Source organism: Allomuricauda sp. ARW1Y1, assembly GCF_013407935.1.
GTDB lineage: Bacteria > Bacteroidota > Bacteroidia > Flavobacteriales > Flavobacteriaceae > Flagellimonas.
The window spans coordinates 599,229-612,232 of sequence record NZ_JACBZU010000001.1 but is presented as its reverse complement, the minus strand read 5'-3'; the positions used below and the strand labels follow the sequence as shown (position 1 = coordinate 612,232).

9 protein-coding genes are annotated in these 13,004 nt (G+C 45.8%); 4 read left to right on the top strand and 5 right to left on the bottom strand.

The annotated features are described in order from the left end of the window. Positions 1-20 precede the first annotated feature (20 nt). From GGE08_RS02755 to GGE08_RS02740, 4 genes are all read right to left on the bottom strand, one after another. Positions 21-1,436: an ATP-binding protein gene (locus GGE08_RS02755; protein ID WP_179383752.1), complete on the bottom strand. Its 1,416-nt coding sequence runs from the start codon at positions 1,434-1,436 to the stop codon at positions 21-23. Between the two features lie 153 nt (positions 1,437-1,589). Further along, complete coding sequence (locus GGE08_RS02750) at positions 1,590-2,135, bottom strand: CopD family protein (RefSeq protein ID WP_179383366.1); 546 nt, start codon at positions 2,133-2,135, stop codon at positions 1,590-1,592. Between the two features lie 18 nt (positions 2,136-2,153). After that, positions 2,154-5,279, bottom strand: a complete 3,126-nt coding sequence (locus GGE08_RS02745) for a VPS10 domain-containing protein (RefSeq protein ID WP_179383365.1) — start codon at positions 5,277-5,279, stop codon at positions 2,154-2,156. Positions 5,280-5,347: 68 nt separating this feature from the next. Further along, on the bottom strand, positions 5,348-8,482 hold the full coding sequence (locus GGE08_RS02740; RefSeq protein WP_179383364.1) for a WD40/YVTN/BNR-like repeat-containing protein: 3,135 nt from the start codon (positions 8,480-8,482) through the stop codon (positions 5,348-5,350). A gap of 105 nt (positions 8,483-8,587) precedes the next feature. Between GGE08_RS02740 and GGE08_RS02735 the strand changes: the two genes are divergently transcribed. The 4 genes from GGE08_RS02735 (at position 8,588) to GGE08_RS02720 (ending at position 12,616) form a co-directional block, all read left to right on the top strand. Continuing rightward, on the top strand, positions 8,588-9,376 hold the full coding sequence (locus GGE08_RS02735; protein WP_179383363.1) for a DUF1080 domain-containing protein: 789 nt from the start codon (positions 8,588-8,590) through the stop codon (positions 9,374-9,376). A gap of 13 nt (positions 9,377-9,389) precedes the next feature. Further along, positions 9,390-10,814, top strand: a complete 1,425-nt coding sequence (locus tag GGE08_RS02730) for a Gfo/Idh/MocA family protein (protein WP_179383362.1) — start codon at positions 9,390-9,392, stop codon at positions 10,812-10,814. A 9-nt stretch (positions 10,815-10,823) separates the two neighbouring features. Then, positions 10,824-11,330: a DinB family protein gene (locus tag GGE08_RS02725; RefSeq protein ID WP_179383361.1), complete on the top strand. Its 507-nt coding sequence runs from the start codon at positions 10,824-10,826 to the stop codon at positions 11,328-11,330. Positions 11,331-11,677: 347 nt separating this feature from the next. After that, the gene (locus GGE08_RS02720) at positions 11,678-12,616 is read left to right on the top strand and encodes an Ig-like domain-containing protein (RefSeq protein ID WP_179383360.1); all 939 of its coding nucleotides are present in this window, start codon (positions 11,678-11,680) and stop codon (positions 12,614-12,616) included. A 19-nt stretch (positions 12,617-12,635) separates the two neighbouring features. Here GGE08_RS02720 and GGE08_RS02715 read toward each other — a convergent pair whose 3' ends face one another. Beyond that, a complete protein-coding gene (locus GGE08_RS02715; protein ID WP_179383359.1) occupies positions 12,636-12,992 on the bottom strand; it encodes a DUF2237 family protein in 357 nt (118 codons plus the stop codon). Positions 12,993-13,004: the final 12 nt, after the last annotated feature.

Here is a 13,004-nt window from a genome sequence, read left to right as displayed (position 1 = left end):
GGCACAACGCTGAACCGCCATTATTTTTTCTGTTCCTTTGGAAAATCGATGGTAAACACGGTCCCTTTTCCAACTTTAGATGTAAAGTTAATGGTTCCGCCATAGTTTTCCACAATGTTCTTTACCATACCCAATCCAAGGCCTGTACCACTAGATTTTGTGGTGAACTTTGGTTCAAAAATACGATGCTTGTACTCATCCGAGATTCCCAGACCATTATCGGCAACCGATATTTTTACCCTATCCCCGACCGATGCAACGGTCACCAAAATCCGTGGCGATTCCACTTCGGGAATGGCCTGAATGGCATTTTTGACCAAATTGGTGATCACTCGTATCAATTGTGTACGATCCAACTTGGCGACCACCTCTTCCTCATCCGCTATAAAATGAATGTAATCCTCATTAAAGATTTCCAAGGCCAGCTTTACCACTTTTACCACGTTCAGGGTCTCATTTTGCTGGGCGGGCATATCGGCAAAACTCGAAAAGGCCGTGGCAATATTGCTCATGGTATCGATTTGCTGGATCAAGGTTTTGGAAAACTCCTTTACCTTTTTTTGGATATCGGGGTCATTGGGGTCGAATTTCCGTTCAAAACTCTGTACAGTAAGCCTTAGGGGCGTCAAGGGGTTTTTGATTTCATGGGCTACCTGTTTTGCCATCTCGCGCCATGCTTGTTCACGTTCACTACGAGCCAATTTTACGGCGCTCTCCTCCAGCTCATCGATCATGCGGTTATAGGAGTCCACCAACTTTGCAATTTCCTCTCCCGGGCTTTCCAAATAGATTTTTTCGTTTTGATGGGTGAGATTGGTCCGGTTAATTTTGTCGGAAATTGTTTGTAACGACCTTGTGATATATTTTGAAATGAAATAGGACAGAATAATGGCTATGACCAACATTAACAGATAAACCATACCCAATCGGAAAAGGAACTCTTTAAGTTCCATATTGTTGAAGGTGTTGTCCTCAAAATAGGGAAGGTTCAAAATACCGATGGGCTTAAACTTAAGATCGTAGATGTAACGATACGTTGCTTGATAGTTATCGCCAGCCGCCCTTTTTTCTTCCACAAAACGGCTTTCCCCTCCTTCTCTCAAAAAATTAAGTATTTCGGCATCCAAACAGGTGGCTATAGCGTTGGATTCAAAAGTGGGCCTAGAGCTTTTAATGAGGTTTCCTTCCAGATCATAAAGGTTGAAATTGACATTTTGGATGTTGGCAATCTCATAGATTTCTTCGCTAAAGATGAGGTGAAGATTCTCGGTGACTACGGGGTAGGTGGTTTCCTTGAGCGTAAATTCGATGCTCTTCATCAACTGCTCTTCCTTACGCTCCAAGCGTTCCCTGTGGTAATCGTTTCCCTGCTCCTTGTATTGGTACACAGTTACCCCGGCAATCAGCACAGATGCCAATACCACCAAGGTGATCATGGAAATAAAGATGCGCGACCGTAAGGATAGTTTTCGTAGCAAACTCGCTTGATTTGATGGTTAAATTTAAGCAATTATCGAGCCAAACAAACAGCTTCGGGATTGGGATTCAATCACAAAAACAAGACGAAAGAAAGCTCAATCTTTTTGTTTTCAAGCATTGGGATTTCTGTCTCGCACTTTTTTGTACCAACGAATGCCCAGCATCAAAAGGATAATCAATGCAAACATGCCTACAAGTCCGTAGATCCAATTGAAAGCACTTTTGAGCACCACTAAAAAGACAACCGCAAAAAGGATAATCGTGGCCACTTCGTTCCACAGACGCATAAATTTTGAGGTATACTTGACCTCATCCCGCTGTAATTGCTTGAAAATCTGATGGCATTTCCCGTGATACACAAAAAGTAGCAGCACAAATGCGAGTTTAACGTGCATCCAGGGTTGCTGTAACCAGCCCGGCATCAAAATAAGCAAAATAATGGCCGTGAGCGTGCAGAGCACAGCCGACGGCCATGTAATGATATACCATAATCGTTTTGTCATCAATTTGAGCTGGTCGCTCAGGATTTCCTTATCGGGTGATGGTTTCTGCCATGCTTCGATATGGTAAATAAAGAGTCGCGGTATATAGAAAAGACCTGCGAACCAAGTGACCACGAATATGAGGTGCAACGATTTGATGTATGGGTACAGCAATTGCTACGTTTTTATGAGTTACATCCGGATGGCTCCAATGCCCTTATCCCAGAGTTTGGCGTTAAAATTAGGGATTTCCGTTTTCATTAAGGTCTCCGCACGTTGTTTTAATCCCACCCATTGGGCATCCAGTTCCTTCTTTCGGTCCACGGATGGCTGATTGATCTGTGGCAACGAACTATTGCTGTGGTTCATAACAAAAAGATACTCGGCCGTAAACTTGTTGGGGAAATTCTCCACATCGTCATAGGCTTGCGATTTGCGCTGCACCATCTCTTCGTCCCACTCCTTGAGTTTGTCGAGCAATGACTGTCCTTCTTTTTTGAGTTCCTCGTCTTTCAAGTCCTTTAGCAATTTTGCTAGTTGATCTTGAACGCTTTTCAAGGTGTTTACCTTATTGTGCATGTCGGTGAGCTTGGATTCAAAATCCGTCATAATAGCATCGTACTCGGCAAAGCGCTCTTCCGAAACATGGGTGTTGGGCGTAGGCACAATCATCCCTTGGGTGGTAACGGTATTTCCTCCTGCACGTAATTGTATGGTATATGATCCAGGCGGCACTTTGTGCCCTGTGAAATCCGCTTCAATGTATACACCTGGTACACCTGGCATTATGGGGGTTTTAAGATCCCACACAAAACGGTTCAATCCTTTGGATGTCCCCAAAGTAGGTGCAGGGGGCGCTCCTCCTCCGTTATGGGGGATATAATCCTCATCCTTCTTGGAGGTAAAGGTCCGTACCACTTTACCCTGTGCATTTTTGATTTCCATAGTGACTTCGGTGGAATCCATTTTTTCCGGAAGATGGTAATAGATGACCATCCCATTGGCAGGGTTGACCCCTTCAAATGGATTGGTTCCGGACAGATTGGACGAATTTCTGCTCAATGGGCTTCCCCAATAACCGTGGATGGCTTCTTCCGGCTGATACAATTTCAATTCACCGCTATTTCCTTTGTATTGGGCCAAGGTTGTGATATTGTCCAAGATCCAGAAGCTCCTCCCAGAAGTAGCCACAATCAAATCGCCCTTGTGCACCTTTAGATCCGTAATCGGTGTTTTGGGTAAATTCAATTGCAGCGGCTCCCATTTTTTACCGTCATTCCAAGATACATACAGTCCTTTTTCAGTACCTGCATACAACAATCCTTTCCGCTGCTCATCCTCTCGGACCACTCGCGTAAAAGCTCCGTAGGGAATGCCCTCGCTAATATTGGTCCAACTTTTTCCGTAGTCGTTGCTTTTGTAAAGTGCAGGGGTATAATCATTGAACTTGTATCGGGTAGTGGCAATGTAGAGGGTCGCTGGGTCGTGTGGCGAAACTTCAATGGCGTTAACCAAACTCTCCTTTAACCCCTTTGGGGTTATCTCTTCCCAGGATGCGCCACCGTTTTTGGTGATATGTACCAATCCATCATCACTCCCAGTAATCAATACCCCAGCTTCGTGTGGTGATTCCAAAAGATAAGAAATGGTTCCGTAGTTTTCAGCACCTACGGCTTCATTGGTGTAGGGACCTCCTCCCTTTCCTTGCAATTCATCTTGATCTCGTGTTAGGTCCGGTGATACTTCTTCCCAGGTTACGCCATTATCCCTTGTTCTAAGGACCAACTGTGCCGCATGGTAAAAAGTTCCGGGTTCGTGTTTGGACCAAATAATGGGGGCATTCCAATTGTATAGGTATTTCATGTCACGAGCATCACGTCCTAAATACTGTATTGGGGCTGCCATGACATTGCTGGATATTTTGGATTCCATATCCAACAGTTCAATGGTACCCAGATAACTGCCTCCCATCACATAGCGTGGATTGTCGGGGTCGAAGCCCAAAAAGGCACTCTCTCCCCCAGCGGAATAATGCCAATCTTCTTGATTGATGCTCCATCGACCTACGGAAAGACTGGCGATCTTTACCGAGGTGTTGTCCTGTTGACCTCCATAAATGTTGTAGGGAAACAAATTGTCCGTGCTGATACGATAAAACTGTGCCGTGGGCATATTATCCTGCAGGGTCCAGTTTTCACCATAATCGAAGGTAATGGTAGCTCCACCATCATCTGCCAAAACCATATTTTTCGAGTTGTTCGGATTGATCCACAAGTCGTGGGTATCGCCATGGGGCACGGAAATGGTCTCCCAGGTTTTACCACCATCTTCCGAACGGAACATGGAGGCACTCAACACATATACCGTATCTTCATCATTGGGGTCTACAAATACTTCGATATAATACCAGGCACGCTGTACCAATCGGTTGTCCCCACTGACCATCTGCCAACTATCGCCCCCATTGTTGGAGACGAAGAGACCTCCTTTATCTAAATCTGAATCACTTTCGATCAAGGCGTATACTTTTTCAGAATTGGAAGGGCTCACAGCAACGGCCATTTTTCCCTTTTCTTCAGGCAGCCCTTTGGTCATTTCTTTCCAAGTGTCGCCGCCATCGGTGGATTTGTACAATCCGCTTCCTGGCCCTCCACTGATTACTTTATTGGGTTTACGCTGATGCTCCCACATCGCGGCATAGAGCACCAAGGGATTGTTAGCGTCCATGGACAGTTCTACTGCTCCAGTACCTTCATCCACATACAATATTTTTTCCCAATTTTTCCCACCATCAATGGAACGGTACACCCCTCTTTCCGGGTTTGGGGCATATAAAGCACCTTGGGCGGCTACGTACACCACATCTGGGTTGGTGGGGTGGATAATGATTCGCGAGATATGCTGTGTTTTTTCAAGTCCCAGTTTTATCCATGTTTTTCCCGCATCATTGGATCGGTAGACACCGTCGCCGTAGGAGGTCATTACTCCCCTTGGAGCATGCTCTCCCATACCACAATAGAGAATGTTGGGATTGGAAGGCGATACGGAAACCGCACCCACGGAGCCCATTTCAAAAAATCCATCGGATATGTTTTCCCATTGTCCGCCTGCATTGGTGGTTTTCCAAAGTCCACCACCAGTGGTTCCCATATAGTAAGTGAGCGGGTCGCCAATTACACCGCTAGCGGTCACGGAACGTCCTCCCCTAAACGGACCGATGTTCCTGAATATCATGGGTTCAAAATAGTCGTTGGGCGTCTGTGCGAATGCCAGAGTGCCAAAAATGGCACTCAACAAAAAAAGCAGTCCTTTTTTCATAGTGTTGGTTGGTATTGGAATGTCTGTAATGTAAAAGCCCCTATGCAAAAACATAGGGGCTCGTTTATTTATTCTTCTATGCTCAAATAATCCAATTTGAGTTGGTTGAACTCTTCATTGAAGGTAGCAATTTCTTTATCCATCAAATTATCGAATGTCCTCAATTGCTCGTTGATCTTTTGTGTCATTTCATTTTTGACAGCAATATCCTGTTCGGTCGGTGGGAAATCGTCTAGAGAGACCAAACTGTTCAAGTGCGCCAATTTATTGGTCAACCTGATGGGGAAGTTCAAAGGATCTTGATTACTTCTGTTTTGGGTCTGATAGAGTGCCTTTTCTACGGAGCCAAACTCTTCCTTTAAGCTTTTGGCTTTCTCCACCAATGCTTTTGTGGCTTCTTCATCCTTATATTTTTTGATGAATTCATCCAACTTTCCGTTGATTGCCCTAATCTTCTTTATGGATTGATGGGCCTTGTCCACAGTCTCGTTCACCTCGGTGATAAAATCGTATTGTTTTTGCATATCGGCAACGGTAACTTCGGCCCTTGGGTCTGGCAAAATGGTAAAGTTTTCACTTTGTGTTTCTCCATTTACGTTCAAATGCACCTTGTAAGTTCCTGGAACCGCTTTTGGACCGCTTAGGTTGGCCCACCACAAAATCATTCCGTCCAATCGTTCGGCGCCCTTGCCTCGCGTATCCCAAACGTAGGTGTTCCCGCCTTTCTTCGCTTCCAGTTTTTTATCCTTTTCCTTGGCGTAGGTACTGTAGGTGGCCAATGTGTCTCCGTTCATTTTGGTATAGGTCAACGCAATGCTGTCCTTTTCGGAAACATCTTTCAGGTAAAAATGGGTAATAACCCCACTGGCCAAGTTCTCTCCTTCTGTTTTTGATGGCCTTCTTGAAGCCCTGCCTTTGGTTCTGTAGCTGTCCCTTGGTTTGTACAAAATCGCATCAGCAGATTTTTTGGTATTGTCCAATTGATGTAATACCGTAAGATCATCAATAACCCAGATACTTCTACCTTGTGTCGCTACGATCAGGTTGTCATCCTTGATGGTCAAATCGGTAATGGGTACAATGGGCAAATTCAATTGGAACTTCTCCCATTGGGCTCCATCGTTGAACGAGATATACATTCCGGTCTCGGTACCCGCATACAGCAGCCCTTTTCGTTTTGGATCTTCCCGAACCACCCTTGTGAAGTGTTCATCTTCAATCCCATCGGTGATTTTGGTCCATGTTTTTCCGTAATCGGTGGTCTTGTAGAGATAAGGGGCAAAATCGCCCAACTTATACCTTGTCGCGGCCACGTAGCAGGTTCCTTCATCAAATGCAGAAGGCTCAATGCTATTGATCATGTTCCACTCGGGCATGTTGGGAGGTGTTACATTTTCCCAGGTTTGTCCGCCATCTTTGGTCACATGGATAAGTCCATCATCACTACCTACCCAAAGCAGACCTTCCTTCAATGGGCTTTCATTGGCGGCAAAAATGGTACAGTAGTATTCCACACTGGTATTATCTTGAGTGATGGGTCCACCACTGGAAACCAGTTTGGTAGGGTCGTTTCGGGTTAAATCACCACTCAACAGTTCCCAGCTTTGACCTTCGTTGGTCGTCATATGCACATGGTTGGAAAAGGTGTACAGTTTATTGGGGTCGTGCTTGCTGAACATGATGGGGAAGTTCCATTGAAAACGGTACTTCATTCCTTCGGCACCGTGCCCCATTGGATTGTCAGGCCAAACGTTTACTGCCCTCACGGTTTTGTTCGCATGGTTCACACGGGTCAAAAAGCCCCCGTAGCTCCCGCCATACACAATATCGTTGTTCTCAGGGTCCACAGCAATATGTGCGGATTCACCTCCTGCTGTTTCTTCCCAATCGTCCTCTCCGATAGATCCATCATCACTTCGGTAATTGATCCTGATGGTAGAGTTATCCTGCTGCGCCACATAAATTCGATATGGGAATGCATCATCCGTAGTTACTCGATAAAATTGGGCGGTAGGTTGATTGTGATAGGTACTCCAAGTTTCCCCGCCATCAAAACTTACCTGGGCGCCGCCATCATCGGCCATAATCATACGATTGGAATCTTCGGGTGCAATCCAAAGATCATGGTGATCTCCGTGAGGTGCATTATTGGATTTGAAGGTCTTTCCTCCATCCGTACTTTTATGATAGCTCACATTGAGCACATAGACTACATCTTCATTATTGGTATCGGCATAGACACGGGTATAGTACCACGCTCGTTGCCTTAGACTTCTATCGCTATTGACCAAGGTCCATGTTGCACCGGCATCATCGGAACGGTAGAGACCTCCTTTTTCCTTGTTTTCTACCATAGCCCACACCCTATTGCTGTTGACTGGGCTTACGGCCACTCCTATAATCCCCAACGTATCGGTCGCGAAGCCTTCATTTTTTGAAATCTCCGTCCACGTTGCGCCACTATCGGTACTCTTCCAAAGGGCGGAACCTTCTCCACCACTGCTCAAGCTATAAGGTGTGCGTTGTATCCTCCATGTGGAAGCATATAGAATCCTTGGGTTGTTCGGATCAAAGGTAAGGTCAACGGCTCCCGCCATATCATTGGCATACAGCACTTTTTCCCATGTTTCGCCTCCGTTGGTGCTTTTGTACACTCCCCTTTCGGTAGTGGGCTTGTACAGATTGCCCATAACCGCAGCGTAAACAATGTTGTGGTCCTTTGGGTGGATTCTCATTCTAGAAATATGTCGGCTTTCATCCAATCCCAACGATGTCCATGTTTTTCCAGCATCTACCGTCTTCCAGACTCCGTAACCAGAGGAGACATTACCACGAACGGTCTGTTCTCCACCACCTACATAAATGACATTGGGGTCGCTTTGGGCCACTTCAACGGCACCAATACTTCCTCCGAAATAACCATCGGAGATATTTTCCCAGGTGCCGCCACCATCTTTAGTTCGCCAAACTCCACCTCCTGTGGCTCCGAAATAGTAAAGGTTAGGTTTTCCTGGTACTCCAGCAACGGTTCCGGAACGTCCACCACGGAAAGGCCCGATCAATCGGTATTCCAAACTAGAATAAAGTTCTTCGGGGTATTGTGGCCCACTTTGTTTTTTGTTCCTACGCTGGGAATGGACCGGTGAAATAAACAGTGTTGCGGTAAGCAAGAGCATACCGATCTTGAAAAAGCAAATCTTCATTTTTAAAGTGTTGAGTTAGTCAGCCTTAAATGTAATAAAAAGCAACAAAAAAGTTATCCAATATTTTGTACTTTAACCCAGCATATAAAAATCAAAACCTAAACCATGCTTAAATTTTTGAGGCTTGCCGCCATCTTTTTGGCGTTGGCCGCTTGCAAAGACCAATCCAAACAAAAAGAACAATCAACCCCTCCCGAAACAACCGCAGAACAACCCGAATGGGTGTATTTGTTCGATGGCACCAGTCTAGACGGTTGGCGAGGGTACAACATGGACTCCCTACCTCCCGGATGGACCATTAAGGACAGTGTACTCACTTTTGACACTGAACTCGGCCTGGAACAGGATTATACCGGTGGCAAGGATATTATCTACGGCGCAGAAGAGTTTGACAATTTTGAGCTTTATCTGGAATGGAAAATTCCTGAAGGAGCCAACAGCGGTATTTTTTATCACGTTAAGGAAGGCTACGATGGACCGCCGGAGGTATCGCCGGAATATCAGATCATCGATGATGAGAATTATGCCGATATCCACGATCTAACCGGGTACAACTCACAGTTTGGCGCCGAACATCCCGAACTCCTTCAAGATTGGCAAAAAACTGGAGCGGATTACGCTATGCATACGGCAGACGAATCGCAAAAGCAACTGAACCCCGTTGGGGAATGGAATTCCTCAAAAATTGTGTTCACTCCAGAAAAAGTAGAGCATTGGCTCAACGGCAAAAAACTATTGGAGTTTGAGCCTTGGTCCGAAGACTGGAAAGCCAAAAAGAATTCAGGGAAATGGGACAACGCTCCCGATTATGGAAAATACAAAACGGGCTACATTGCCCTACAAGATCACGCGAGCCCCATTTGGTTCAGAAACATAAAAATTAGAAAACTATAACAACCTCCAGACCATGAACAAAAGAGAATTTATCAAAAAGAGTAGTGTGGGAGCACTGGGAATTATGTTGGCGCCTTCCATTCTTAAGGCAGGATTCCCCAAAGACAAACTAAGAACGGCACATATTGGCGTAGGAAACATGGGCATGGAGGACCTCAAGGCCGTATCCTCCCATGAAGCGGTTGAAGTTATCGCTCTTTGTGATGTGGATGCCATCAACCTATCAGCGGCACACAAAATGCATCCCGGGGCACGTATCTTTTTTGATTACCGTGTCATGCTGGAAGAAATGGGAGATGAAATCGATGCGGTTATTGTCTCCACACCCGATCATACGCATGCACCCGCTTCGTTGATGGCAATGAACATGGACAAGCCTGTGTACTGTCAAAAACCACTCACCCACTATGTTTCCGAATCCAGGGAAATGAAACGAGTGGCCGCCGAGAAAGGTTTGGTGACGCAAATGGGGATTCAGGTGCACTCCTTTTACGATTATAAATTGGCCACACTTTTGATTCAGTCCGGAATCATCGGTAAAGTTCATACGGTACATGCATGGTCGCCCAAAAATTGGGGGTATGATGGACCATTGCCCGAAGGCGAAGATCCCGTTCCAGAGCAATTGGATTGGAACCTTTGGTTGGGCACTTCCACCAAACGACCTTATAAAAAGGATATGTACCACCCAGGGAACTGGAGAAAATTGATGGATTACGGCTGTGGTACCTTGGGCGATATGGGAGTCCATATTTTTGATACGCCTTATAATGCGTTGGAGCTTGATGTACCCAGAACCATTATGACGGAATGCCGCCCTCCCAACGGATTTGGTTTCCCGGAAAAAAATACGGTCACCTATGAATTCCCTGGCACCAAGTACACAGGAAAGTCCTTAAAATGGATTTGGTACGATGGCCCGGGTGCACCAGAAATGCACGAAGACCTGATGTTGCCCGGAATGGAAATGAAAAAGGACAACGCTGCTGCCAAAAAAAGTGACGGTAACAGTATCTCCTTGGACGCAGGAGTCGCAGGAGAAAACGAACTGCCAGAACAAGGTGCTATGTTCGTGGGAACCAAAGGTCGATTGTTGCTGCCCCACTTTATGCAATTGCCCAAAAAGATCGTGCGCGGTAAATATGTGGACATTTCCAAGGAGATTGCAAAAGTATCCGAGGAGCATAATTTGGGCGAACCCATCCGTAATTATGGCACAGAAGGACCAAAGCACTACCACCAGTTTGTGGATGCCTGCTTGGGCAAGGATACCACAACCGCGCCTTTTGATTATGCCGCCCGTTTGACGGAAACTATTTTATTGGGAACCATTGCAGGGCGTTTCCCAGGAGAAACGCTTCATTGGGATGCGGAAACGGCGCAATTCAAAGAGGAGAAGGCCAATCAGTTTTTGGCTGGAGATTATCGAGACTTTTAAATAATTGCTATGTCCTCCACCTTGGAATATTGGTTAAGCGGTCCCGTGCTCCATGTCCCTGCACTCTTACAGCCAGCAGCACATGCCTTGCTACAGTCCGTGCGGGAAGTAAAGGAATATTTGGCTGAGTTCCCGGAAGAGCAACTTTGGGAAAAAGCCTATGGCAGGGCTTCGGTAGGATTCCACCTTAGGCACATGACCGGGGTACTGGACCGATTACTAACTTATGCCAAACAAGAGTCCTTGACGGAGGAACAGTTCGAATTCCTGAAAAATGAAGGGAATGGTGAAGGAGCACCTACCAGCGAACAATTGATTTCGGCATTGGAGGACAAAGTGAATGAAGCTTTGGCCTATTTCAAGACCATTCCAGAAAACACCCTGACCGACGAACGTTTTGTGGGCCGCAAAAAGCTGCCCACAACGCTGATCGGATTGCTTTTCCATGCTTCCGAACATAGCCAACGTCATGTGGGTCAGTTGTTAGTGACGGTTAGCGTTGTAAAAGGTCAATAATCGGGCCTTCGGAGCTATCTTGGAAAATTGGGTCGCGAAGTGGATGGGAACCAAACTTGATGGAAGCTCCAACAGAACCTTCAAATAAGGCTAAAAAGGGACACATTAGCTTCCACAACAACAAGGTTTTGACAGTCTTCTCTTACAGCGTTTCTCCACAAATTAATGGGCTTGCGGGATATTAATACCTAAAAAGTGTACTGTCACCTCTGTTTTTTTAACAGTCACAACATTAATTTCACATCTCCTTTTCCATGGACTAGTTTCGAAAAGGTATGGAAAGTATAAACCTCAATCAATTTTCATTTAAAGTAGCCCTTTTAGCTATATTCTTTATAACTCCAGCTATGCTTCATGCCCAAAAAGCGGCACCAGTTGCAGCGGATGATAGCTACACGGCAGGACTTAACAGCACTTTGAACGTCGCAGCATCCAACGGTTTGCTCCAAAATGACTCAGATGCTAACGGAAATGCTACCATGAGTGTGCAAACTACGCCCGTGGCTAATGTGGCCAATGGTGTTTTGAACCTGAACAGCGATGGTAGTTTTGACTACACCCCAAATGCAGGTTTTATTGGAACAGATAGCTTTACCTATCGGGTTTGCGACGATGGATCACCCAGCGAAGTAGTTTCCCGCTTTGATTTTGATACTCCGACCATTACCACAGCTACCATTGGCCCCAACGCCACCTCTGTCAACCCCAATGCAGCACAAACAGGTTGTGGAATTCACTTCCCCACTGGTTCAGGAGGTTCCACCGGTTTTGATATCGTGGTACCCAATACTGCAGGTATTTTTAATTTTACCAGTTTTGAAGTCTCTTTCGAATATCAAGATCAAGAAAGTCAAGCTGATATTGTTACTGCAGGTAATTTTAGAATCTATCACTTTAGGCCCAATGAGATGGGATTGGAAATTGACGTGGTCAACTCCGTAACCAGCCTTACCGAAACCTTTACCCAAGATTTTGGGAATTTTTTGAGCGGAAACAATCCGTATTCCGTAGCTTATAACGAAGCTACCGGGGAAGTAACCTACACCGCCAACGGAAGTTCCACAGTATATGCCGTAGCCCCTCCAAATTCTCCTTTGGACAGTAGTTTGGCCACAGATATTGTTATCGGCGAACGCATGGATGGCTCCGGGTCCTCTACACCCTCACTTTGTAGCATGGAGTTTGTGGACAACAGTGTACTTTGCGATGAAGCCGATGTCTCCCTCACGGTGATAGCTACCGTAATCACCAACAGGAACATCACGTACCGGGTGAATAAAAATTAGGATACCAGAGGACTTCCTCCTACGCTTTATGCTCCAATAACGACTCGAACGAAACATATTTGAGCGCTTTCTCATGGGTAGCTTCCAATACCACAGGTGGCGCAACTCCCTCCAAATAGGCCTCTTTCCAACGTGAGGCACAGAGGCACCATTTGTCCCCAGCTTTCAAGCCTGGAAATTGATAAAAGGGCATGGGTGTTATCAAATCGTTCCCTTTGCTTTTTGAGAACTGTAAAAACTCGTTCGTCATAATGGCGCACACCACGTGTTTTCCTGTATCGTCGATACCTGTATTACAGAATCCATCCCGATAATAGCCCGTTTTGGGTTCCAAACAGCAGGAGATTAACGGTGTCCCAAGTACATTTTTATCCATAGTGACCTAAAA